Origin of the sequence: Mucilaginibacter rubeus (assembly GCF_003286415.2) — a bacterium.
GTDB lineage: Bacteria > Bacteroidota > Bacteroidia > Sphingobacteriales > Sphingobacteriaceae > Mucilaginibacter > Mucilaginibacter rubeus_A.
In genome coordinates, this window is the sequence record NZ_CP043450.1 from 3,299,226 (window position 1) to 3,323,172 (window position 23,947).

Genomic DNA, 23,947 nt, shown 5'->3' on the forward strand with positions numbered 1-23,947 from the left:
TCGATGTAATTGCGTTTGAATTAGTTTTAGCTGGTAACTATTTGCTGGTAGATCTTTTCAATTTCATTCAAGGTAACATCGGTATCAAACCGGCCTACGTTTATAAACCCCTTGCTAATCATCTCGGTGCGTTGTTGTGCCGATGATGTTAATACGGTGTTTAACAGATTGCTTGAAGTTTGCAGCCACTCATTTAACCCTTCCGGATCCTGAGGCTGACGAGGGATATAAAAAGCGGCATCACCTCCCACTTCTGTCATTGGTGCTTCACCGGTTGTGATAACAGGGCAGCCTGAAGCCATAGCCTCGGCAATTGGCCAGCCAAAACCTTCGGCAAGCGAAGGGAACAAAAGCACAGATGCACCGGCGTAAGCATTTCTTACAAAAAGGTCGCTTTTGCCCGAAAGCAAATGGATATCATTTTTATATGTCGACTGGTTATACTCAGCGATAATTTTTGGATTAGGCGTTACGCCCAACATTATTAGCGGTAGCTTGCTATCGTTTTTCGCCCGCCAGGCATTGTAAATTTGGATTACTCCCGCGCGGTTTTTATACCACTGATTACCTCCGATGTGCAATATATAGCCGCCGCTGAGATCAATACTTGTTTCCTTGCTCAACTGCATCCTCACAAGGGTTACTTCAGCAGAAGTAAACTCCTGGTTTAAACCGTTATATACCACTTCTGACATTGCAGGCTTTGAACCCAGCATCTGGTGCAGATCAGTTTGTGTTTTAACTGAAACCGAGATAAAGTTTTTGCCTTTACTGTACCCGTTGCGGATATATTGCTGATATTTTTTACCACTGTTTCCTGTTTTGTTTTCGGCAATCATTCCTAATGCGGATTGCTGTGCTAAAAAATCGTGACAGTGAATCACATGCGGTCTTTTAACTACCAACGGGATCCATGGGCCAAGAGCGTGATCCGTAAATACGAACAGTGTTTCCGCCGGATAAGCTTTTAATCGTTTGCGAACCTGGCCCGGGAACAGAATGTATTGATCAATATAACCAAGCCATTTTTTTAGGCTCTTTGGTACACCGAGATTGTAAAAAAAAGCCTTAGATGTCCAAACTTCGGTTTCATGCCCACGTTGCTGCATACCGTTAGTAAGCATATTGGCAAACCGGGGCATACTCTGTGAACCTAAAAACGAAGGATGGGTGAAGAAAACGATGCGCATAATTTAAACAGATACAGCTTTGCGTTTGCCTTTATTAACCTTATTTATCAAATCAAGCATAGAATCGCGGTGCGCACGCTGCTGAAATTTTAAAGAGATCTTACGTGAGTGATCGCTGAATTGCTGGCGTAGCTGCTGATCGTTGATCAGCTTTATAACTTTCTCAGAAAGTTCCTGGATATCACCAAAGTTATACACATAACCGTTCTTGTTTACCTGAACGTCATCGGTATCGCCGTAGCTGCCACAGGTGCTACTCAAAATTACAGGGCATCCCATGTAAATTGCTTCGCTTATGGCTAATGAATGAGGTTCGATACTGGCCGGATGCACATAAGCATCTATAGCCGCGTAATAAGCAGGCAGGCTTAACGGATCAACAAAGCCCGTGAAATGAGCTTTATTAACCTTTAATTGTTCGGCTTTTTGCTTTAAACCGTCAAGGGTTTTACCGGAGCCAAGGATGAACGCGTGCGCCTTTTGACCTTTACTCTCCAGATCGATCAAAAGATCTATCAGGTGTTCCTGGTTTTTCCAGGTTACCAGCTTACCTACTACAGCTATCACAAAATCTTCTTTGGGGATGCCGTATTGCTCGCGAATTTGACTACGTAAGGCAGCTTTGTTTTGGTAAGCATCGGCGTATACATCAACATCAATTGGGTAATGCATCCTGATAAATTTCTTTTCGGGTACACCGTAAAGTTTGAAATAGGCTTCATTCGCATCGCCAACGGTAAAAAAGTAGTTCACCTTGTTGTAATATTGCCTTAGCAAAAAGAATTTGGCCAAAAGTTTATACCATTTACGGCGCTGGCGGTTTTCAGAATCTGTAATGTAAACAATAGGCACATTATTGGCTTTTGCCCACTTGTGCGCCCTACGCTGCACTTTTTGAAAATGCCCATAAGTAATGATGGCGTCAGGATGGTAATTATCCAGTTCCTCGGTTATTGATGGGGCATCAAGCTCCTTTGTTGACGGAAGAACCTGTTCGCCATTCAAAAATTCATGATCAAATTCGTCTAACCTGAGGTTGTTCCAGGATATTTCCTGTCCGAAATTTTTGTCGACATATTTTTTATAGCCCAGCATCGAGGCAAAAAACAGCTTTACTTCAACATCCTTCATTTTTGTAAAGCTTATATACTGCGGACAAAAATGTTGGATTGGGTGGGATACAACTATGGCTACCCGAAAATTATTGTTTGACATAAGATTATAATGAGAATATCTATATCGCGAAAACCGACTCCGGTTCAGGCTTTGAAACCTTCAGTTCTTTTTGCTGCTGCTCGTCGTAGTTTTTGATGATTACTACGCTGCCAATGGCCAGCCATAACCAAATATTGAGTGGCGGGTTCCTGGCTACCACGCCAAAGGAGGCTGTCATGATAATGTAGGCCAATAAAAATGAAACAACTATACTTAGTTCTTTACTCTTCATCTTTTGCCAAAGATTAAGGGCGAAGAAAATAAGGCCAATTCTAAACGCATACCAGCTTATGGCCAGGTACAATCCGCCCTCATAAATGGTGGTATCAAGGTCACTTTCTGTACTAAAGCCTTTCGATTTGATATCGTTAGCATAATAGCTTATCCTTTCAGATCCGTTGCTCATTACACCCAAGCCATTACCGAATAGCACAGCAACTATATCCTGTTCAAAAACCCAGTTTGTCCAGTTTAAAAAGCCATCCTGTACCCTGCCCGAGATTTCGTTGGTTTGTGAACCATCGCCGTGGTCGCTTGAACGCTCATCGTATGCGGCAAAAAATTCGGGTTTAACAGCACGGATCCCTCCTAATAAAACAGCAAACGCTATTATGCCAACCAATGCTCTTGATATGATTTTTCCGGGCGCTTTTACCGCCGAAAATGCCAAGCCACCGACAATGCAAAAACCGCAACCCAATACAGCGGTACGCCCACCTGTTATGAATATGCCGATGATCAATGCGATGCTTGCAGCAATCAATAAAGCCATTTTTTTAAACCCACTTTTTTCTTTTGTTTTATTGGGCCAAAAGAAACAAAGTGTTAAAAACGTACACACAAAATTCAGAAACCAGGAATATTGCCCTGTAAATGAAAATGTTGAACTAACCCTAAGGCGACCGGCGGCCGAAAAACCCTCTAAAGAATTTCCGTCAACACTCATGTTTAACCAGTGGGTGGCTGGTAAGGAGTTTTGTATAATGGCAACCAGTGATGTTGGCACTAAGGCCAGAGTAATGATCAGTACAAACTGTTTGAATTCTTCAATTTTATTGGCCGGAAAAGCGAAAGGCATCAGGACCCCAACAATCGGGAACAGCAGGTATTGCTTTAATCCAAAAATGCTTAAAAGAGCATCGTGAAAGAGGGTAAACAAAACCAGTGGAGCAAACACCATCAGCATTACTTTCCATTTTTGTACCAACCTGATGGTCAAGCCGGATAGTTTTGCATTTTTAATCAATACCAAACCAATAATGCATAAAATGTCCTTTAGGAAGAAGATAAGCATGCCTGCTGCCGGCACCAACTTGCGGACAACCCCCTCAAAAATAAGCACCAATACTATGATATATAGCAGTTGCTTACAGCGTACCCTTAATCTCTCCTGAGCTTTGTTCATGTATATTTTCTTTAAACCCTGGCGGTAAATACATCATTAAGTGATGCTACCAACAAACGGCCGGTTTCGTCCCAACCTTTAAGGCTGCTGGCTTTTTTAACCGCTTTTTCTTTCATCGTGTTATAAGCATCCCTGTCATCAGCAAGCAATTGCAGTTTTTCAAGAATACTATTGCTATCCCTTATTGGCACTATAAATCCTTCTTCACCATTGGTAATAATATCGTCTGCACCTGTGTTTTCGGTGGCTATTATTGGCACGCCGAATGATAAGGCTTCGCCTAATACCAATGCAAGCCCTTCTTCAATAGATGGCAAGCAGAAAACACTCGCGCCTTTATAGGCGGCGTTAAGTTGCTCGCCTTTTAATATGCCGGTAAATACCACACCTTCCGGTATTACAATATCATTCAAGCCATTAGGGTTACTTTCCGGGCCTACTATCATCAACTTTTTGTTGGGGTGATTAAGCTGTTCAAAAGCCTTGATCAAATACCTTAGGCCTTTGCGTACCGAGATACTGCCAACGTATAAAACCACAAACTCTTTTTGTTCTTTTTCAACATTTTCTGTAGTAGCGGACGTTAACTGAGTAAAGCCATAAGGTACCCTCAGCAACATTTTTTCGGGGAAACCAGCTTGAATAAAGCTCCTTTTTACAAAATTGGACGGAAGCAGTATGTAATCGGCCAGCTGGTATTCGGCTAAGCGCCTTTCTTTTTCTTTAGCATGAAATGGCACCCACGGCAAACCCAATGATTCATATTCCTCCTTCATCAGATCTTCCTGGTATTGCACATGGCTGTTAACGGCCTCCACTATAACGATCTTGCCTTTTTTTCGGGCTGCTTTGCTTGTGTTTAAGCCGCTACCATTGTAGTACATGAAGATATCAGCCCCGTCGAGATAGCGTTTGCAAGCGTTGTCCTGTTCAATTTTAGCCAGGTAAGCAATCTGCCTGCTTACCGCAACCGGAATTTTTGACCTTAAACTAATCAGGTAAGCTGTTTGAAGAAAATCTTTACGAACCAACTCGTCACCTAATTCGTCAAGCGCTGCCCGGGGGCTTAATCTTGAGAACCCGCTTACAAACTTGTGCAGCACCCCAGCCTCATGAAGCATGCGTGCATAACGATAGTGATGACTACTGTTAGGTGATGTATATATTACTTTCATGTTTTTAATTCACCGATGCCTGTATAATGTCAAAATACTGCTGAGCAACTACTTCGCTGCTATGTTCCTGTAAATGCTTATTTGCCGCGGCTTTCAGGCGTTGTTGTAATGATGTATCTGTTAACACGTTGGTAATTGAGTTTACCATGTCATCAATATCGCCCCTTTTAAAAACCACCCCTGCATCACCAACCGCGTCAGGCAAGCCGCCACCATCAGAAACTACAGGGATGCATCCGCAGGCAAGACCTTCTAATGCTACTATTCCAAAAGGCTCTTCCCACCGTGACGGAACCAACAAATAGTTATGCTGATTTAAAGACGCCACCAACCTTTCGCCGGTTAAACTTCCTTCAAATGTTACCAGATCTTCCAAATCCAGATCCTTTACATATTGTTTCAGTTTGACAAGGTCTTTTCCCTCTCCTATAACAGTTAATGAAATATCGCCAAGGTTTTGGTTGGCCTGCTCCTTTTTTAATTTATCGATAGCCTCAATTGCCATATCGGCCCCTTTATCAGATACCACTCTTCCTAAAAAAACGAAACGTTTAGTGCGTTGGGCTTCGGTATTGTTTCGTACAAAAAGCTTATCGTTGTATGCGTTTTCTACCACTGTAGCAGCTGGCCAGCATTTTTTCCGGAGCGCGTCACTTACTGTAATCACTTTGGTAGCCTTTTTAAGCCATGCATATTTGAGCCGTGCCTGCATTGATTTGGAGCCGTCTTCATTACTAAGCCAGGTATTTAAAACCACTACCAACCGTTTATTAAAAAATGCGGCAGGCCATGATAAACGCAAAACCGGGCTATTTTCAAAAACCACATCGGCCCAGGCATGCTCACCTATCACCTGCAATAAGCCCGGATTGCGAACAATTCTGTAAGGAAATTCTTTTGTCCCTGATTCCTTTGTCCAGGTGAGAAGGTGTACAATTGCACCTTTATCATGAAACGCTCCCGCTAAAAATTCGGCGTTAGCTTCCGTACCACCCAGATCAGGATAAAATTTATGGGTTATAAATAGAATTTTTAAAGGCTTAAGCATATTGGTTTTATTGCTTGGTAAACACGGACTATTATATCGCTATGATTATCAGCTTGGTTTAAACATTGTCAGGTACTGCCCTGCTACACTTTCCGGGTTGTATTTTTCAGAAAAACCGGTATCCTGATTTATAAACTTTTCAATGTTATTAATCCTTTCCACTTGCTCCACCTCGGCAGTTTTTTGATCATCAGAAGCAATGTTGTCTCTTAAAACTATAACCGGGCATTTATTGTAAAGAGCCGCGGCAATGCTTCCGCTTTTTTCAAATAGTACCAGGGGATGATTGGCAAGGCTTACATCGCATAAACTAAAGTAATCGGCAATATCCTGAGCGTCCCATGTTCCCATTACCCTCATGGATATACTGGTAGTTTGTGCTAACCTTTCAAACTGCTCTTCGATACCGGCACTTTTACCTACATGTGTGATCACCAGCTTCTTTTTCATTTCCTGGCTGACATGCTCTGCTAAGCGGATAAGTTTTGAATCAAGCTGATCGCGATAGTGAAACCCACCAAAGAAGGTGGCTAAAACGTATGCTGAACGGCTACTTTGAACTTCGGCAGGCAACTGCTCATATATTTTTTTGCCGGTTGGATTGCCAACAGGCATATTACTGAATATTGGGATCTTATTGGCTTGGATACCCGCTTTTGCAAGGCAGTTTTTGTAAAACGAGTTTGATGTTGAAATACCAGCAGGCTTTAATGTTTTAACTAATGCCGATACTGCCCACCGTTGTAAAAAGCCTGTTATTTTATCTTTCCAGGTACTTTCGTTTGATTCTCCTATCCATATCTCGTGAAACATGATATGGACATTAGCCTTTATCTTAACTTTTTTAAGCTGTTTTACCAGGTTAAAGGTTATGCCCCTTTTTTCGAAAGAATAGCAAACGTATTGTAAGCTCAGCCAATCAGGATTAAAGGCATCTAATACGGTTTGAAAAGCTTTATAGCGTTCCTGCTCAGGCATTGATTTCGGGAGCCTTGTTATTCCGAAATTGTTGGTACTATCTACAGTTAACTCGTTTATATGCCTGTCATTTAACGCCACCAGCATAACGCCATGACCAGTTTTACAAAACTCCGCTGCTAACCTTCTTACGTAATCTCCTACCCCATCAAGACCAGGCTCCAGCGAAGCGCAAACAAGTAAAATTTTCATATAACCGGTAGAATAGTATAAAAGGCTGCAGGTTTAGTTTCTCGTATAAAATCTGCCTATAAACGCACCCATATTTACAACGAGGCTTTTCCGCTGAACATAATTATTGTTGAATATTGAAATCGGATGATCAACACATTTCCAGTATTTCTTATCAACGCTTCTCGGGCTAATTCCCAAAAATGATTGTTTCAAAAATTTAATTTTCCATGGTTTGGGATTTCCTAAAGCATGAAGCATTAGTGTGGCACCTCCTTGCAAACCCATGCCCTCTTTACCTACAAAGCTCACAACTCCGTCCCACGCTGCAATAGCTATGTTCAAAGCATCCTGATCAGTTTTACTGAAAGGCGCATAGTCGCCCGCGTGCTCTTTTGCAAGATTGGCTTCGCCAGGGAATGGCGCCCGGCTTAATCCGCCTATTACGGGGCCAATTTTTTCCTGGATCATTATCCAGGTATCAACTAAACCGATATCTTTTTTATTGACACCTATAAACCCCGAATTCACATAGATATCACGGTTCAAGTCAAGATCAATATTAAACTGCCCGAAATACTTTTTCCAGGCCATTTTACGGGGATGGTTTGGAGGAAGTGGCGAATTCACATCCTCACAAACCGTAACACCGAAAGAAACCCATTCTTCATAAAAATCCCAGCTGTAATCTAAAATGATATCCGGGTCGAAATAAAAGATATTGTCCACTTGCTGTGCAGGGCCTTCAAAAAGCCACTTCAAAAAATCAGGTTTATAATTGGCTAAGTGGTAGCTGGTTTTCAACTTAACAAAATGGATGTTTATATCATCATTAACCTTAAAGGTTGCCAATTGCAGATCGCCGAAAACAGACGAAGTTGTTGTTTTAGCCCAGGGAGGCAACTCGCCTAAATAACCGGCATAGATATCACCTTTATAGCCATGCTTATAAAGTGAATTGACAAATGCCGCGACACCGAGGTGGTAATGTCCTTCGAAAAGCGTACAAATAACTGATTGCATAGGTGTTTTATCTGTTTTTTATAAAGCGGGCGGGTGTACCGGCCCATATCTGGTAATCGGGAATTGATTTGTTAACCAAAGAACCTGCACCCACAATACTGCCCTCCCCTATAGTTACCCCTTGAAGGATAATACTATGCGCGCCAATCCATACATCGTTCTTTAAAATTATTGGTTTGTGTATCACAGGTTGCTGATTGATGGGTAAATCGCGCTTCATTTCGCGACCGGCATCAACAAATATGGTATTGGCTGCTATCAGACAATCATCGCCTATTGTCAGTCCTAAGGTTATGTTAAAATCGCATCCGTGGCCAATAAATACACGTTCTCCAATTTTTACATAATTGGTTTCGGCAAATGGCTGTGGGGTTTTAAAAACAACATCATCTTCAATTACACTTTCGTTGCCAACACTGATTTTGCCAGGCCATTTACATTTTATTTTGCCTAATATTACCCCATTGTTAATCTGCATACCTAAAAACTTATAGTACTTTTTCCGGAGCGATATACTAACATTGCTAAGTTTATGCCTCAGCATGGCAGGGTATCTCTGTTTCATGAAACTGTTGGTTTGGGTAGTCTGGATACCCTGTAAATGAAGTATATAATTAGAATTACGAAAGCAAGCAAAAAGTCGACTATGGAAAACATCAACACATTAGTGGTTTTTGAAAGATCCATAGTAACCACCAGGATTACCTGGAATAATATGTTCACCGAAAGGTTAATGACCGGCTTAATGATCCACCCGCGCGAAACCAAAACCGAGTAGGTAACGCCTGCCAGCATGGTAAGGCAGCTTGATATAGTAAGCAATAAAATCTCCTTGTTAAGGTTTGAATAACCTTTACCCAAGATCCAGAGCACCTGCGACGGGAACAGCATCACTATCGCTATAATTATAAAGCTGATGGCAAAAAGCGCTGCTTCTATCTGGATAAAGCGTTGTACCAACAAATTCTTTTTCTCGGGCAGGCGGGCAAAGCGCGGTACTACCAATGTGCTGAATAAAGTAGTAAATACAGTTAATACCGTAGTCAAACGGCTTAATGCCCCTACGTGCGCTATAGATTGCGTATTGCCAAAAACCGAGATTAACCAAATAGTGATCTGCCCGGATACGCAAAAGTAAATGGCGCCGGGCAACGACCGCTTTACAATGGCAAGTATCTCCTTTTCTACAGCAGGATCTGACTTTTGTTCTGGGTCTGCATATTCGGCCGAGATTTTACGTAGCCGGATATTGGCCCACATACGGGGTATACCGTTGCCCAGGATAGCTATATAAGTAAACGGAAAAACCAAAAGCGATCCTACCATCAGCACAAAACGGCCAAGCCCCGCAGATAGCTGATTTTTTTGGAGTTTGTTTATTCCCTGGTGAAGTTTCGATGCGGTTTCGAGCAGTGTATCGCTTAAGGCAGCAAAGAATGATGGAATGATGGCCAACACAATTAAACCCGAAGCAATAGGCGAAGCACCGTTACGGATGAGCAGGTAAAACAGGATAGGTAAAGAGATTAGCAAACTAAACATGCCAAATATCTTACGGAGCTTAAGTCCGCTGGCTATTACGGTTCCCAGTTTTTGGCGGTCTTGCCAAACCTTGCCCCCCTGCGCCATCACTCCTGATGAAATTCCGCCGTCGGCCAATACGGTCATTGTGCCAAGCATTGTATTGGCCAGCGTATAAAACGCATATTCGGTTGTGGGTAGTAACCTTACTATCAATATCCCGGTTACTAATCCCAATAATTGAATAATTGCCTGGGCCGAGAATGTGACAGCGATAAGTTTAGTCCATTGTTGCCACTTAGCAAATTTATTATCGGCAACAACATCGCTTGTTAAACTTTTCATATAGCAGGCGATGGTTTATGAAATTGATGTATCAATTGCATATTTATAAAGAGTTGTTATTATAAATAGGATAGGAAATAACGATTAAAACCTGCTCGCAAATTTCCGCATTCGGCTTTTTACGCTTTTAGCGGGCTCTTTTATATAGCTATTTTTCTGATAGATATAGCTGTTGGCGCTCTGTTCACCTTTCACCGCATTAAAGATCAGTTTCATACGTGGCAATTTATTTTCGGCCTTTAACTCCCTCACAAACTCCAGTTCCTGGTTGGGCGTATAATCCTGGCGGATCACGTACAAGCAAAGATCGCACATATGGGCAATGATCATAGCATCCGCCAGGATGTGAACTGGCGGCGTATCAATAAGAATATGATCATATTTTGCTTTCAAATTGGTTATCAGCTCTACCAATTGTGTGCTTTCAAGCAGCTCGGAAGGATTAGGAGGTATCGCGCCGCCACAAATAATATCCAGATCGTCAGAGATGCTTGAACGCTGTATGATCTGGGCCTGCGAGGCATTACCAATAATAAAATCTGTTACGCCTGCCACTGATGGATTTAAATTAAATCGTTTCGCCAGTGTAGGTTTTCTTAAATCCAGTTCAAGAAGTACCGTTTTCTTCCCGGCTATTGCCAATACTGTTCCCAGGTTACTCAATACAAAACTCTTACCCTCGCCCTGCATGCTTGAAGTAAAAATTGTGGTTTTACCAGGGTTGTTATTGTTTTTATGCAGATAAGCCAGCTTGGTCCGGAGATCGCGGAACTGTTCGCCGATAAAGGTTTTTTGATTAAGTACAACTATTGGCTCATCAGTTTCAGATTGTACAATTTCAAGCAAAACTGGCAACCCGGTGGCCGAAATTACTGAGCCTTTACTTGATACCTTGTTTTTTAACGCGGTACGACCATATACCATACCTACCGGGAATACAAGGCCTAATATCAATGCTGTAGCATAAACAGAACCTGGTATAGGTGTAGGCGGACCGCCTATGTGAGCTTGTTCAATTACCACCGCATCAGAAATTGTTGAGGCATAATCCAGGCTTAGTTCTTCTTTTTTCTGCAGCAGATAGATGTAAAGATTTTCCTTAATACCCTGCATACGTTTTATGTCGCTCAAATCCCGTTCGGCACCTGGCAATGCGCGAATGTTTGATTTAAAGCCCGAACCCACATTTTGTAAGCTTTGCAGGGTAGCTACCAATGAAGCCCTGGTGGTTTTCAGATTTTCACGTAATGATACCCTTGTAGCATTTATTTGCTGGTTTATCGGATTAAACAATGGGTTATTTTCCGGTAAAGTGGTTAACAACTTCGTTTTCTCCATCTGCAAATCAGTAAGCCTGTCTGTTAATGATTGCAGGGTAGCATCAGAAAATCCGATAATTGAAGGCATAGTGCCTTTACCATCGTTGGAGTTCAAATAACGTTCGATGCCGTCGAGCACACTCAACTGAATTTTCAGATCGTTAACCTGTTTTTCATTGGTTTGGGCATTACCTACGTATACTGATGATTGATCGGCTAATTCAGTAATTCCACGCGCACTTTTATAGCCTTGATATTTACTTTCTACATTGTTTAGCTCGCTGGTGATCGATCCTAAACGCTCTTCAACAAACTTAATGGTATTTTGGGTCGATCTGCGTTTTTGCTCAACTGAAGCGGCCATGTAAACCCTTATCAGATCATCAATAATTTCACGCCCTCTTTCGGGTACTTCGTCATCCAGCCTGAAAACAACAACCGAACTCTTGGCTATCGGTGATTCATGAATGGCGCCCTGATAATAACCAACCACATCGTCTATTTCGCGTAATTTAATACGCACTGTTTTGCCGATGTATTGTTTGAAGTCAGCTGTCTTATCAAGCCTCCAGGTACCAAAGCTATTGGTAAGGTTACTTTGGAACGCAAACCTGATCAATTTGCCGTTAGGCTGTTTTATCAGATAGGTACTGTCACTTTCAATTACAATATCAAATATTGAATTCAAGGATCCTTTTCCCCGACTAATTAATTTAAACTGAACTGGAGTATCAGAGTAAATATCTTTGTAAGAATAATACGGCGTTTTCTGAAGATATGTAACCCATAACTGAAGATCTTCAACCACCTGCCTTGTAACAGGAATTGAACTCATGAGGCTCATTTGCTCATCTATACCGCTCTGGTTTTCAGTTAAATTGATAGCTTCCAGGGCGGCCTTATTAGCTTCCTTTTGCTGATCTTTAACCATAACCTTACCAAATATCTGATAAACAGGCCTTTTATATTTTAAATAAAACACAGCAAGGCAAAAACATATAACAAAAAAAATCAGGAATAAAGGCCAATGAAACAATAACCGGTTAAAAAAATTACTGATTTTAGCCGATCCGGCATCATTTGAATTAGAAGCGTCCATAATATTTGAAGGTATATGTATATTTTTTGCAGTTATTTACTTACTTGTATAGCAATCAAGATCAATGACGCTATTGAAATCACGATTGGGAGTACTTTAACAAACGTGCTCTGGGTCGCAAATTTTGCTTTACCGGCTTCAACGTAAATCAAATCGTTGCTTTTGAGATAATAATATGGCGATTCAAATAGCCTTGGCGAAGTAAGGTCGATATTTATATATTTCCGTTTACCGTCAACTTCCCTAACCAATAAAACATTTTTGCGATTGGCCGTAGCGGTAAGATCGCCGGCCTTGCTAAGCGCGTCGGTAATTGAAAAGCGCTCGCCGTCAACAGTAATCACATCTGGATGGGCCACATCGCCCAATACCGAAACTTTAAAATTGGTAAAGGCCAATGATACTTCAGGCTCTTTAAGATATGGCGAAATTTTACCTTTTATAAGGGCGGCAGCGTCTTCAAGTGAAAGCTGGCCAACTTTTACACCGTGGACCAATGGCAATTGAATTTCGCCATCCTTATTTACCAGATAGCCATCATTAGCCGACGATGTGGCACTGCTGCTACCGTCTTTACCCTTAGCTGTAGTTACAGCTCCGCTATTAAAAATGGCTGAGCCGTCTGAGTTTAAACTTTTAACGCTTAATGATAAAACATCACCAGGCTGTATGGTTGGCGGGGAAAAATTGGTGATTTTGTAAGCCATCTCCGGGTTTCTATCCAATCCCTGAAAGTAACTGTTCTCCTTATAGCTGGCGCAGGATGTCAGCAATACCATTAAAATTAAAAATGTTGTTAATAATTGATTTTTCATCATGATCGATTTAATTATTTCTTGAAAAAGATAGGCCGCGGGTTTATTTCCGGGAACCTTTGAAGAGTTAGCACAGCTTACGCTGTGAACAGCATATGAATAGTTAATACAGTAACAATAAATGATTAAATAATTGCCGCAACATTATCTGGAGAGTACCGTATACACGACAAATACTTTATTGGTTACCCAAGCATATTTGCAATGACTTTATCCCCTAAAAAGAAAATTTATTTAACTGACTTAGAACAAAATCTGACCTTTTCGGGCTTCCTGAAATCATATAAGGAAATAAATGATAATGTTATTGTTACCCTGCACGATATTGAAGTTTATGATTACACCTCATCAACACCGTTGTTTAGCTTAGCGGAGACTACCTTAACAAAAAGTAGGCATAAAATTTATATCGAAGATATTGCCTGCCAAAACATTGCAGCTTTATGCTGATTACAGAGCGGGCTCCAGTATTTTTTTGAGTGTAACCTTTGTTAAAGGTTTTATAATATAATCTAAAACAAAATCATATTTTTTTGCCAGGGCCAGGTCTGCGGGATCAATTGACGATGACATAATATAAACATCTATTTTCCTTGCTAAACCGGATCTTAGTTTATTATATTTATGAAGAAATGAAGAACCGCTCATAATAGCCATATTAATATCAACGAATATCATATCGGGCAATTCATCACTGTTAGTTTTGTTTTTAATTAAAAACTCCACAACTTTTGTTGCATCGAAATAATATGTAGTTACGGGCTGAAATGATAGATAGGTTTCAATCATTCTTTGAATTATGAAATGCTGGATAGGTTCATCGTCAATAAATATTAATTTCACACAGGTTAAGGTTAGGTTTATATTATTTATTATGGAACAAGTATTTAGCTACCTGTTTCAGATTTACATACCAATTAAAACGATCACATAGCGTTAAAAAACAATCATTTTTCTTTCTACCCGAAAAAAGATTGCCATAAAATTTTATTTTCTTTGCGCCAATAATTAAACTATGAGTGAGTCCGTTACAAAAAATATATATATCACCGATCTCAACACCGACCTTACCTTTTTGGGCGAGGTTAAATCCTTTGAAAAAAAGGATGAAAATGTCACAGTTTTATTGAACAATGTTACTGTGTATGAATATTCATCTTCTAATTTTTTATACTCCCAGCCCGAAATTTCATTATCAGGCCCTGCATCTCGCTTCCATATTGAAGATGCTGTGTAACTACTTTTAATTCTAATCCGCGTCTCTGTCCAATCTCAAATATTTAATTCCCTTTGGTTCGGGATATACCGTTTTCTGCATATTGGACATCATTCTTCTGATCACTTTGCTGATATTAAGATGATTTTCGGCATAATTGCGGGCATTTAGTTTAATTTCGGCGTTATCAGATGTACAACAGTTAAATATGGCTGCCTTCAGTTGATCGATATCTTCCGGCGGGATCACAACACCCATGTTGTTGTCTTTTATAACCTCATATAAAGTGGTGCCTTGCTCTGCAGTTACCAGTGCCAGGCCGCCAACAGCCAAAATGGTGGTTAGCTTTGACGGCATCACCAGGTCGGCGGCGCTCTTTTTTTGCAAAACCAGATGAACATCGGCCATATTCAAAAAACTATTGAACAGATGACGCTCCTGCAGCGGAAAGAAACTTACGTTATCAAGCTGCTGTTGCTTAGCCCGCTGTATTAGTTTATCCTTGTGTGGCCCCGTGCCGCAGATAACAAATTTTATAAAGCTAACCTGTTTAAGCTGCTCAGCTACATCTAAAATAGCTTCAATCCCTTGTTTCTCGCCTATACTGCCAGAATATAGTACTACTTTGTCATCCGCATCAAAGTTCCACATCGATTTCAATTCGGCAGAATTAGCTATTGGGTAACAAGTGTCAGTATCAACCCAGTTGGGAAAAAAGGTGATCTCCCGGTTAGTTTTAACACTTATCTTCTTAAGCATGCCTTTTGAAATCGAGCTTACAAAATCTACCTTGTGCATGATAAATTTCTCCATCGCAAACAAAATTTTAAATGCTCTTTTTGATTTTAGCATGTTTAAATCGCGTGCGGCCTCAATTTGCAGGTCCTGGATATGATAAATGATTTCGCCCCGTTTAAAAAACCGGTAAAACAAACCTAAAAAACCTAAATGAAAAGGTGGTGCTATACAAAATATGTAATCATTTTTAGACTTAAATAACAAGGAAATCAGCACAAAATAAGCCGACAAAAAAAAGGTAGCTTCGTGAATAAGTCGTTTTAAACCACCGGGCTTTTCCGGTACATATAACGGACATCTGTATACAGTGAGCTTACCGTCTTTGAGCACCTCACGCTTATAAAACTTATTGGTGTATGGAGGCTGCACTTTCCAGAATGGGTAGTATGGGAAAGATGTTATTACAGTACATTCATAATCGTTATCAACAAACCATTCAACCATATCTCCGGTATATTTTCCAATACCCGTCAATTCTGGAGAAAAGTTGATGCCTATAATTAATATCTTTTTGCTCGATGCGTTTGGCTTATTCATTTGATTAAGTTATCAGCGAGGGGGTTAAAAACCCCGGTTATTATTAAACTAAGTAATGTCCGCCCCAAATTCGTCTAAAGTTAATTCGCGTCGCAGCTGTTCAACATGCAGACATCGGTAATCTGTATTATTTAATTAAATTAACTTGGGTACGGTGGCTGCAGTAACTATAGGATTGGTTAGAGACATTAATTAACAATTGAGTATAGCTTCGCCATTTCGCTTACAATGAGCTATTTTCAATTAAAAATCAGTGTGTTAGGTTATCAATTCATTATCAATGTTTAATTAAACATGAATTTTATTTAACACATTGATACAAAATTAGCCATATAATTTACTTTTCATCAACAAAACTGCCGATTGTTGTGAAATGTACAAAAGTGTGATATTATTCACATTTATGTAACAAACCAACAACCATTTACGTAAGGAAATCTCCACCATCGACAGGATAAAAACCGATTTATTAACAAAACCCAGATCAGGGTCGCTCCCGCATATTAACTTAACGAATAAAGAAAATAAACTACCTTTTTTAACAACTATTAGTTAAATGCCTTTTTTACCTAACTAATTATTAATTTTTTTAATGATTATGGCGTCCCTGGATTAAAATCCACCATCAGTAACGGTCGATAGGCGTTTAAACACACCTTTGAAACATGTGTATTTTTCACACCACACTTTTTTCACATTTTGAAAACAAAATGTGCGAGACCATGCGAATTATTAAACTAAATGGCGATTTTTATGAAAATAATGCACCTGAATTGAGGATCATTTTGTTTGATCATCTACCTAATTATCAAACAAATAAAAATGCACTACAATGAAAAACGCTGTTATAATTAAACCTACACCTGCAAATTGGATGGTTGTGTACACAAGATCCAGATTTGAGAAAAAAATAGACAGAACTTTAAATGACAATCATATCACCTCCTTTTGTCCGGTGATTAAATCATTAAAAAAATGGGCCGACCGAAACAAAATGATAGAAACTCCATTATTTCCATCATACGTTTTTGTCAAGGCAAATACCGGTGAGCAGCTTAAAGTAAAGCAGGTTCCAGGAGTTATCAATTTCGTATCCTATGGCGGAAAGCCCGTTGTATTAAATGACACGGAAATTGAACGAATAAAGTCAATAGTTGACAACTACTCGGAAGTTGAGCTAATGAGTATCCAAAATTTAAACATTGGCAACAGGGTTAAAATAAAGGACGGATTATTGTATAACTACCAGGGTGTAGTTACTCAAATTATGGGCAAAACCATATTAATGACCATTGAACAATTAAACTGCGTTTTAACTGTAAAGGTAAACGTAGATCAAATTTGTTTAAATGTTGCAAGTTAACTTCTAAAGATGTATTATTAACTTGCTTCTTATTTTTTATTATAGAACTCAATTAAAATTACGATTGTTATTAAGTAGTTCAAAACTCATTTTATAAAACTTATGGATTTGCACCATGGTGAAATAGTGGAGAAAGTGGTTAGGCGCAAAGGCTGCAGCATAAGCGAAATCGCACGATTCACTAATGTTAACAGACGCTCGGTTTATTACTGGTTTAATCAAAAATATCTAAAACCAAAAATCATTTACAAAATAGGCCTTTGCCTGAAACATGATTTTTCTGTTGAGTTTCCTCATTTATTTACTGAGGGAGAATTTGACAATATAAAAAATCAAGGTTATACCCACACACCTGATTATCATGCAGACGAGATGGAGGATTCGTACTGGCGGGATAAATACATTGAACTATTAGAGAAATACAATAAAAGCCTGCTCGAAAATTCAAAAAAGAAATTTAACCAGCGTTAAAAATATGCCCTTGCTAAATTGATTAAACATCAGGCGGCGGGCACTTACATAAATAAGAACAGAACAAACAACGGTAATAACCTAACTTATAAACCTAATTATACTAAACTAAAAATGCTTAATCCGGCAACCTGATTAATAAAGGAGCCGGATTAAGCATTTTTAGTTTTCAGCTATACTTAGCCGGCTACCTTAACTTCGTTTTGAGCCGATTTAAAGTTAACATCATACAACACCTGGCTATCTTCAATAACACGGTGCGCATAGCTAACGCCCATCCAGCGTTCAACAGTTACATTTTTACCCTCTAAAACTTTATAGTCTTTAAAAAAGCACTCAATCTCTTTAATAGTATGCGGAGGCAATTCGCTTAAATCATTTATATAATTTACAGACATATCATTATTGGCAACAGCAATAATTTTATCATCCTGCTCGCCATTATCAATCATGTGCATTACTCCTATCACCTTCGCTTCGATAATTGACATCGGGAAAACATCAACAGAACATAATACCAAAATATCAAGCGGATCCTCATCATCACAATAAGTTTGCGGGATAAACCCATAATTAGCAGGGTACATTACAGATGAAAAAAGCACGCGGTCTAATTTTAAAAGACCGGATTCTTTATCAATCTCATATTTAGCTTTTGAACCTTTAGGAATTTCAATAACGGCGTTTACAACGTAAGGAACCTTAGGCCCCGTTGAAACTTCATGCCATGGATGCTGTGTATTCATTGGTAGTAATCTTAATGTTTTCGTATTTTTTTTATGAAAGTACTAACAATTTGGCAATTTCATTACAAAATCTCCATTCTATTTTTTATACACTTTATTACTCAAATCCTTCTCAACTTATCATTCCTTTCACTTCAATCTGGTTTACAGCACATTATAAACCCAATCAGATGATAAGTGAGATAGCCGAGAAACAATACTGAATGCTGAAACAAATTTCCTTGCAATGGAAAAAAAATCACCAAGCCATGCTATTTCTGTCAGAATTGCTACGGTGCTGGATATGTGGATATTGATTGTTAAAAAAATTTAAAGCCCCCCTTCAATAATTACATAGAAAGTTTGATGCAAAGATTTTCAAAAAGTCTGATCTTCAGATTAATTCCATATTAATTAACTATTAATATAATAAAGACTAACAGAAAAAATTGCGGCATAGATTTTCATAATTTCAAAGCACCAGTTGAAATTGTAACATTATTGTAGCATTTCGGGGTTTAACTTCCCACTATTTCTTTCCCACCTCAATACACCTATCTTAAAATCAATAAATGGGGAATAAATTTTCACACTATGTATACATTATTCCACACTTCGTGCGTAATTAAATACACGAAATTTTATTCATAAAAAATACAAGAGAAAATAAATAATCTAAAAGTTAAAATTATTCTTAAAAGTTGGGAATCTCTTTTCTCGCCAAACCAACATATCCTATCAATTTCGTCAAGATTAAATTTGGCGCACTGGCATAGAAGTTGCATTACATGGGCACCTGTCAATAGTTAGTAAACTGATTAACAACTAATTATTACTGGCACCTAAGCTTATTTTGATTAGTTTTTTAACTTTTTACAGCTAAAAATTATGCAAAAACATCACGGTCAGATTGTAGAGATACTCGTTAGAAAAAAAGGATTCAGTATTACCGAACTTGCACAGCATTCGGATGTAAGCCGAAGTGTAGTATATCAGTGGTTTAACAGAAAAGAATTAAACGCGGATATTATACACCGGATTGGAAGAATTGTAGACCACGACTTTTCAAAGGAATTCCCTGAATATTTCCAGAAAAAAAATACTGATATATACGATTCAAGGAACGGCGAAATGCGCCCTAATCAAAACAGGGTAAATATATGGAAAGATAAATACATTGTTTTACTTGAGCAGTACATCCAATTGTTGTCTACCGAGTAAGTTCGATTAATTATTTGCCGCATTTAAATGTGTATCAAGCATTTAAATGCGTGTTAATATTTTACAGTTTTATAAAAACCTAAGTCCGCGTTCCTACTATCGTCCAGGGACTGGGAAATATCCCATATATGCCCTCACCCTGTTAAAATCACCAATACCGTACCGAAATATCCTGGTAGATATTTACGGTAACGGCAATTGGCGTCCTCATGAACACATACTATCAAAACACTTGACGACCCTGTAAAGAACCTGAAAAGCGAATAAGATATCGATTAATAAACAACAGGCGCAGGCTGGTTGGATTTAAGATTAATGACAGTCCGGTTAGTCGATGGGAATAAAACAACAAGCAATATAACAGCCAGCAGCACCCAGCTGATGAGCTGATAATAATCAACAGCAAAACGCAGCTGGGCTTGCGCGCTTATATTTCTACCCAGCAAACCGTTGGCAATTTTCGCAGCCTGATCTGCGGCTACTCCCTTACCGGTCAAGGCTTGTTTGTACATCGCTAATTTTTGAACCGCAAGCGGGTTTAACTGACTTAACTGCTCCTGGAAACGGTTTGCGTGATCATTTTGCCTGTACAACTGAAAATAATTAATAAGCGCTATGCTACTGCTAAACCCGGTAAAACGCATAAAGATCCCCACTGCCGAACCCGTTGTACCATATTTAGCCGGAGATGATGATATCACAAACAAGATAACCGGAGTCATCAACATACCAGCACCCAAGCCCTGTAATATTACCGGTATAATCAGGTCTTCGGTATTAACTTGGGCCGAAAACACAAAGCACATATACACATGAAAAGCCAGCAGAAAAGTAAAACCCAAAATGAGGATCTGCCGCAGAGGCTTCTTCATCAGTAAAAACCTTGACGAGATAGTAACACTGATAATGATAGCTGCAAGGTTATAAATAAGCAAATAACCAACATGTATGGGGTCCATACCCATAGTGCTGCTCATGAAAGATGTGGTGATCCCGAATGAGCCGCGGCAGATATAAAACACAAAGAGCAGCAATGCGGCTAATACAAATTTCCGGTACTTAAAAGCCTGAATATGGAAATACGGCCTTTTTGAACTAAGCTGCCTCAGCACAAAAACAGAAAACAATACCGCAATAGCTATCACACTGTAAAGGATACGGCTATCATCAAACCAATCATATTGCTGGCCATAAACCATAACATAGCCAACAAGACAAAGCCCCGCCGAGTAGATCACAAAGCTTGCCCAATCCAATTGATACAAAGGCAACTTCCTATCGAGGCGCACATTATTCATAATGATACACATCAACGCTGCACCCGGCAAAAAAGAGTAGATAGCGCATTTATATATCACATTGAAATTAAAATTATCAATAATAGATGCCGTAAATAAGGTTGACAAAGGCGATACACAAAGCAGAATACAATAAACAACTGAATAGCCTATCTCTTTTGAACGTTCGGTATGCAAACGCGTAAACATCAGCGTAAGCGTAATGCTGAGACTTGTACAGGTTAATAAACCCTGAATGTACCTAAAAATCAAGAGCACAAAAAAATCGCGCACATGATAACAGATATAACAGGTAGTAACCAGTAACAATACACTGATGAGCAGGTACATTTTACTGGCGATATTTTTAAAAAAGCGCTTTTCCAACACCACGAAGCTTGCGGTTGCGGCATACAGGATAATCATTGAAAACTGCGCGTCATTGGGGCTTATACCATAATAGCCAGCAGCCGCGCTAACGTTGCTAATCGATAGCGAAAACAATATAATGCCGGGCAGTACCACTAACAGCAGGGTGATACGTATAAGCCACTCAGGTACCCAGGGTTTAAAAACCGGAATTTGATTGCTCATGGCTGTTAATTTTTAGGTACAGTTACACTGGCATTCATACCCGCGCTTAAGAAATCAGCAGCCTTATTATCTATTTTAATTTTCACGGGGATACGCTGTGCTATTTTCACAAAGTTTCCGGTAGAGTTGTCCGGCGGCAATAATGAAAAACGGGAACCCGTAGCCGGTGATAAAGAAAGGATCTCTCCTTTTATTTTCCTATCGGGATAGGCATCTGTAGTAATTTCAACACCCTCGCCTATCCGCATATTATGTAATTGTGTTTCTTTAAAGTTAGCTACTACCCAAAGGCCAGTTTCTTTATCAACTATATAAGCAAGCGTTTGCCCCAACTGAATCTGCTGACCGGGTTGGATAGTTCTTTTGCCCATTTTGCCATCGTAAGGCGCAGTTACTACAGTATAAGAAACGTCAAGCTTATTACGTTGAAGCACCAATTCACGGCGTTTGATCTCCGAAAGTACCGGCGAGATCTGCGAACGGCTATCATTTACTTTTGACAGCGATGCCTGGTAATTATTTAACGATGCCTGATAATCAGACCGGGCAACATCAAGGGCGCTTTGTACATTTTCCAGTTGCTGTTTGGTAGCCGATTCAGCTTCATACAACTTTGTAAACCGATCAAACTCTTGTTCGGCTTTCACCAATTTAGCTTTGGTGGCTGTTATCTGAACCTTATTGACTTCGGCAATTTTAGCGGCGGTTTCTACATTACTTTGCAATACACTCACCTGCTCGCGGGCGTTCTGTAAGCCAGCGCCTGCTTCTTCCTGTTGTATCTGGTATTCACGATTATCGATAACGAGCAGGGTATCTCCTTTTTTTACGTCCTGGTTTTCATCGTACCTTATTTCTTTAATAAAGCCGCTTACCCTTGCTGTAATAGGATTAATATAGGCTTCAACCTGGGCATCATCGGTTTCTTCATAGCTGTACAGGTGTACCAACGTTACAATCCCCCATACCAATAAGCCAGCTGCAACTATGCCGGCTATCCACGTGGTTATTTTAGTTATTAACTTATCAGTTGCAGTATAAGTGTTTATATGTTTGTTCATGATTAAAGTTTCCCGGTTACGTTTTGTAATTGATAATATTGAAGTTGAGCGGCTATTCTGGCAGCAGCCAGATCAAAGCGGGTTTGTAATAACTGCGTATCCGCGTCAAGCAGATCGGTTATCAGCGATAGTTGATTAAAGTAGGTATTGTTTACAATGCGCCTGTTTTCTGTAGCCTGTTGGACATTAACGCGGCTAACATCTACCCTGTTTAAAGCTTCCTTGTACCTGAGCCAGGCCTCATTAACCTGCTGGCGTACGCCATCTTCAGTTTGCGCATGCTCAATTTCCTGGCTTTCAAGATCAAGCCTTGCCACTTTTACCTTGTGGCTGTTATGATAAAACGAGGATATAGAAAACGAAGCTTTTACCCCTGCAAAACCCAAACCGTACAAGCTCGGCGAGTAGGGATAAAACAGGATTTGCGGGTAGCTATAGTTATAAGCCGCGAACAAGCCCACTTTAGGCGATACGTTTGCTTTTATATTCTTCAATTTCAGCTTGCTTAGCTCCGTTTCCTGTTCAGAGATCTTGAGCTGATAGGCGTTCTTCCCGGCATCGGTTAAATACTCGTCGTACGTCTCTTTGCCTGTTGTATCCAACTGAACAGCTTCAACCGGGTTTATCCGCTGATCATCAGGCAAACCTATCAGGATATTCAGCTTTTGGTTAGCTATAGCCAGATCATTATCCAACTGAACCAAAGAGAGTTTCTGCTTAGAAAGCTTTAGCTCCGCCCTTAGCACATCGCTTTTTAATACTACGCCGTTTTTTTGAAGGGTTTTGATTTGTAAAAGCTGTTTTTCCTGCGCAGCAATATCTTTCAACAACAGATCTTTAAAGATGATACTGCGTTGCATATCCAGATAATAGGCTGCGACACGTAACTTAACCTCAGAAAGTGTCAGCTTTTGCTGTTCCCCTGCTATATTATTTTCGCGTTTGCGGGCGTCAATTTCCAGATTGGTTTTATTACCGTTATAAATATTTAAATAAGCCTCGCCGCCTACAGTGTAAGTAGTATGCAAAACCGGGAACTGAGTTGGTGTATTAAAAATACCGTTTTCGTAAACCGGCATATTGCTTACACGGGCATATTCGCCGTTAATATTAATCTCGGGCAGGCGCTCTGCTTTGGCATCTTTAATACCTTCGGCACTGCTTGTTACCTTCAATTGTTTAATTTGTACAGCTTTGCTGTTTGTGGCTGCTTTTTGCCAAACCTGTGCTATGGTTAAGGATAGGTTTTTGCTGGTATCAGCAGCGGGTTGTTGGGCTTTTAACGAAAAGGCCAACAACAAAACTGGCAACAAGGCCAGATAAAATTTACTATTAAAGTTCATGGTGATTTAATAGTACAAAGTTCGGCACTCGCTAAAA

The 23,947-nt window shown here is 39.8% G+C and carries 21 protein-coding genes; 4 read left to right on the top strand and 17 right to left on the bottom strand.

Annotated elements, in window-relative coordinates:
• Window positions 1–26: 26 nt before the first annotated feature.
• From DEO27_RS12875 to DEO27_RS12930, 12 genes are all read right to left on the bottom strand, one after another.
• Complete coding sequence (locus DEO27_RS12875) at window positions 27–1,190, bottom strand: glycosyltransferase (RefSeq protein WP_112575013.1); 1,164 nt, start codon at window positions 1,188–1,190, stop codon at window positions 27–29.
• Between the two features lie 3 nt (window positions 1,191–1,193).
• Window positions 1,194–2,321 (bottom strand): glycosyltransferase family 4 protein, encoded by a 1,128-nt coding sequence (locus tag DEO27_RS12880; protein ID WP_190295402.1) that lies wholly within the window; start codon window positions 2,319–2,321, stop codon window positions 1,194–1,196.
• 103 nt (window positions 2,322–2,424) lie between these two features.
• Window positions 2,425–3,810 (bottom strand): hypothetical protein, encoded by a 1,386-nt coding sequence (locus DEO27_RS12885; protein WP_112575015.1) that lies wholly within the window; start codon window positions 3,808–3,810, stop codon window positions 2,425–2,427.
• An 11-nt stretch (window positions 3,811–3,821) separates the two neighbouring features.
• Entirely contained in the window at window positions 3,822–4,985 is a 1,164-nt protein-coding gene (locus DEO27_RS12890) for a glycosyltransferase family 4 protein (RefSeq protein WP_112575016.1), read from the bottom strand.
• Between the two features lie 4 nt (window positions 4,986–4,989).
• The gene (locus DEO27_RS12895) at window positions 4,990–6,033 is read right to left on the bottom strand and encodes a glycosyltransferase family 4 protein (RefSeq protein ID WP_112575017.1); all 1,044 of its coding nucleotides are present in this window, start codon (window positions 6,031–6,033) and stop codon (window positions 4,990–4,992) included.
• 48 nt (window positions 6,034–6,081) lie between these two features.
• Entirely contained in the window at window positions 6,082–7,203 is a 1,122-nt protein-coding gene (locus tag DEO27_RS12900) for a glycosyltransferase (RefSeq protein WP_112575018.1), read from the bottom strand.
• Window positions 7,204–7,236: 33 nt separating this feature from the next.
• Entirely contained in the window at window positions 7,237–8,205 is a 969-nt protein-coding gene (locus DEO27_RS12905; RefSeq protein ID WP_112575019.1) for a hypothetical protein, read from the bottom strand.
• 7 nt (window positions 8,206–8,212) lie between these two features.
• Complete coding sequence (locus tag DEO27_RS12910) at window positions 8,213–8,770, bottom strand: acyltransferase (RefSeq protein ID WP_223818238.1); 558 nt, start codon at window positions 8,768–8,770, stop codon at window positions 8,213–8,215.
• A complete protein-coding gene (locus DEO27_RS12915; protein WP_112575020.1) occupies window positions 8,767–10,071 on the bottom strand; it encodes a polysaccharide biosynthesis protein in 1,305 nt (434 codons plus the stop codon). The genes DEO27_RS12910 and DEO27_RS12915 overlap by 4 nt, the downstream gene beginning before the upstream one ends.
• 84 nt (window positions 10,072–10,155) lie before the next feature.
• Window positions 10,156–12,489 carry a GumC family protein gene (locus DEO27_RS12920; RefSeq protein ID WP_112575021.1) on the bottom strand — a complete coding sequence of 778 codons (2,334 nt, stop codon included), beginning with the start codon at window positions 12,487–12,489 and terminating at the stop codon, window positions 10,156–10,158.
• A 32-nt stretch (window positions 12,490–12,521) separates the two neighbouring features.
• The gene (locus DEO27_RS12925; RefSeq protein WP_112575022.1) at window positions 12,522–13,307 is read right to left on the bottom strand and encodes a polysaccharide biosynthesis/export family protein; all 786 of its coding nucleotides are present in this window, start codon (window positions 13,305–13,307) and stop codon (window positions 12,522–12,524) included.
• Between the two features lie 447 nt (window positions 13,308–13,754).
• A complete protein-coding gene (locus DEO27_RS12930) occupies window positions 13,755–14,147 on the bottom strand; it encodes a response regulator (protein ID WP_112575024.1) in 393 nt (130 codons plus the stop codon).
• Between the two features lie 172 nt (window positions 14,148–14,319).
• On the opposite strand from DEO27_RS12930, the gene DEO27_RS12935 reads away from it, so the two are divergent.
• Complete coding sequence (locus tag DEO27_RS12935; protein ID WP_112575025.1) at window positions 14,320–14,541, top strand: hypothetical protein; 222 nt, start codon at window positions 14,320–14,322, stop codon at window positions 14,539–14,541.
• Window positions 14,542–14,553: 12 nt separating this feature from the next.
• Here the strand turns inward: DEO27_RS12935 and DEO27_RS12940 are convergent, their stop codons facing one another.
• Entirely contained in the window at window positions 14,554–15,855 is a 1,302-nt protein-coding gene (locus DEO27_RS12940; RefSeq protein WP_112575026.1) for a WcaI family glycosyltransferase, read from the bottom strand.
• An 832-nt stretch (window positions 15,856–16,687) separates the two neighbouring features.
• Between DEO27_RS12940 and DEO27_RS12945 the strand changes: the two genes are divergently transcribed.
• Window positions 16,688–17,218: a UpxY family transcription antiterminator gene (locus DEO27_RS12945; protein WP_112575027.1), complete on the top strand. Its 531-nt coding sequence runs from the start codon at window positions 16,688–16,690 to the stop codon at window positions 17,216–17,218.
• Between the two features lie 102 nt (window positions 17,219–17,320).
• Window positions 17,321–17,689 carry a hypothetical protein gene (locus DEO27_RS12950; protein WP_112575028.1) on the top strand — a complete coding sequence of 123 codons (369 nt, stop codon included), beginning with the start codon at window positions 17,321–17,323 and terminating at the stop codon, window positions 17,687–17,689.
• A 179-nt stretch (window positions 17,690–17,868) separates the two neighbouring features.
• On the opposite strand, the gene DEO27_RS12955 is transcribed toward DEO27_RS12950, so the two are convergent.
• Window positions 17,869–18,435 (bottom strand): inorganic diphosphatase, encoded by a 567-nt coding sequence (locus DEO27_RS12955; RefSeq protein ID WP_112574222.1) that lies wholly within the window; start codon window positions 18,433–18,435, stop codon window positions 17,869–17,871.
• Window positions 18,436–19,302: 867 nt separating this feature from the next.
• Between DEO27_RS12955 and DEO27_RS12960 the strand changes: the two genes are divergently transcribed.
• Window positions 19,303–19,635 carry a helix-turn-helix domain-containing protein gene (locus DEO27_RS12960; RefSeq protein WP_112574223.1) on the top strand — a complete coding sequence of 111 codons (333 nt, stop codon included), beginning with the start codon at window positions 19,303–19,305 and terminating at the stop codon, window positions 19,633–19,635.
• Between the two features lie 275 nt (window positions 19,636–19,910).
• Here DEO27_RS12960 and DEO27_RS12965 read toward each other — a convergent pair whose 3' ends face one another.
• Genes DEO27_RS12965 through DEO27_RS12975 form a run of 3 tightly spaced genes read right to left on the bottom strand, consistent with a single transcriptional unit; the run spans window position 19,911 to window position 23,910 of the window.
• Window positions 19,911–21,506, bottom strand: coding sequence for an MFS transporter (locus DEO27_RS12965; RefSeq protein WP_112574224.1), 1,596 nt, complete (start codon window positions 21,504–21,506; stop codon window positions 19,911–19,913).
• Between the two features lie 5 nt (window positions 21,507–21,511).
• Window positions 21,512–22,567, bottom strand: a complete 1,056-nt coding sequence (locus tag DEO27_RS12970) for an HlyD family secretion protein (protein ID WP_112574225.1) — start codon at window positions 22,565–22,567, stop codon at window positions 21,512–21,514.
• Between the two features lie 2 nt (window positions 22,568–22,569).
• Window positions 22,570–23,910 carry a TolC family protein gene (locus DEO27_RS12975; RefSeq protein ID WP_112574226.1) on the bottom strand — a complete coding sequence of 447 codons (1,341 nt, stop codon included), beginning with the start codon at window positions 23,908–23,910 and terminating at the stop codon, window positions 22,570–22,572.
• Window positions 23,911–23,947 lie beyond the last annotated feature (37 nt).

What these genes read in the sequence shown, in the direction of transcription:
- DEO27_RS12875 (WP_112575013.1), bottom strand. Translation starts at nt 1,190, where the DNA reads ATGCGCATCGTTTTCTTCACCCATCCTTCGTTTTTAGGTTCACAGAGT.
- DEO27_RS12880 (WP_190295402.1), bottom strand. Translation starts at nt 2,321, where the DNA reads ATGAAGGATGTTGAAGTAAAGCTGTTTTTTGCCTCGATGCTGGGCTAT.
- DEO27_RS12885 (WP_112575015.1), bottom strand. Translation starts at nt 3,810, where the DNA reads ATGAACAAAGCTCAGGAGAGATTAAGGGTACGCTGTAAGCAACTGCTA.
- DEO27_RS12890 (WP_112575016.1), bottom strand. Translation starts at nt 4,985, where the DNA reads ATGAAAGTAATATATACATCACCTAACAGTAGTCATCACTATCGTTAT.
- DEO27_RS12895 (WP_112575017.1), bottom strand. Translation starts at nt 6,033, where the DNA reads ATGCTTAAGCCTTTAAAAATTCTATTTATAACCCATAAATTTTATCCT.
- DEO27_RS12900 (WP_112575018.1), bottom strand. Translation starts at nt 7,203, where the DNA reads ATGAAAATTTTACTTGTTTGCGCTTCGCTGGAGCCTGGTCTTGATGGG.
- DEO27_RS12905 (WP_112575019.1), bottom strand. Translation starts at nt 8,205, where the DNA reads ATGCAATCAGTTATTTGTACGCTTTTCGAAGGACATTACCACCTCGGT.
- DEO27_RS12910 (WP_223818238.1), bottom strand. Translation starts at nt 8,770, where the DNA reads ATGAAACAGAGATACCCTGCCATGCTGAGGCATAAACTTAGCAATGTT.
- DEO27_RS12915 (WP_112575020.1), bottom strand. Translation starts at nt 10,071, where the DNA reads ATGAAAAGTTTAACAAGCGATGTTGTTGCCGATAATAAATTTGCTAAG.
- DEO27_RS12920 (WP_112575021.1), bottom strand. Translation starts at nt 12,489, where the DNA reads ATGGACGCTTCTAATTCAAATGATGCCGGATCGGCTAAAATCAGTAAT.
- DEO27_RS12925 (WP_112575022.1), bottom strand. Translation starts at nt 13,307, where the DNA reads ATGATGAAAAATCAATTATTAACAACATTTTTAATTTTAATGGTATTG.
- DEO27_RS12935 (WP_112575025.1), top strand. Translation starts at nt 14,320, where the DNA reads ATGAGTGAGTCCGTTACAAAAAATATATATATCACCGATCTCAACACC.
- DEO27_RS12940 (WP_112575026.1), bottom strand. Translation starts at nt 15,855, where the DNA reads ATGAATAAGCCAAACGCATCGAGCAAAAAGATATTAATTATAGGCATC.
- DEO27_RS12945 (WP_112575027.1), top strand. Translation starts at nt 16,688, where the DNA reads ATGAAAAACGCTGTTATAATTAAACCTACACCTGCAAATTGGATGGTT.
- DEO27_RS12950 (WP_112575028.1), top strand. Translation starts at nt 17,321, where the DNA reads ATGGATTTGCACCATGGTGAAATAGTGGAGAAAGTGGTTAGGCGCAAA.
- DEO27_RS12955 (WP_112574222.1), bottom strand. Translation starts at nt 18,435, where the DNA reads ATGAATACACAGCATCCATGGCATGAAGTTTCAACGGGGCCTAAGGTT.
- DEO27_RS12960 (WP_112574223.1), top strand. Translation starts at nt 19,303, where the DNA reads ATGCAAAAACATCACGGTCAGATTGTAGAGATACTCGTTAGAAAAAAA.
- DEO27_RS12965 (WP_112574224.1), bottom strand. Translation starts at nt 21,506, where the DNA reads ATGAGCAATCAAATTCCGGTTTTTAAACCCTGGGTACCTGAGTGGCTT.
- DEO27_RS12970 (WP_112574225.1), bottom strand. Translation starts at nt 22,567, where the DNA reads ATGAACAAACATATAAACACTTATACTGCAACTGATAAGTTAATAACT.
- DEO27_RS12975 (WP_112574226.1), bottom strand. Translation starts at nt 23,910, where the DNA reads ATGAACTTTAATAGTAAATTTTATCTGGCCTTGTTGCCAGTTTTGTTG.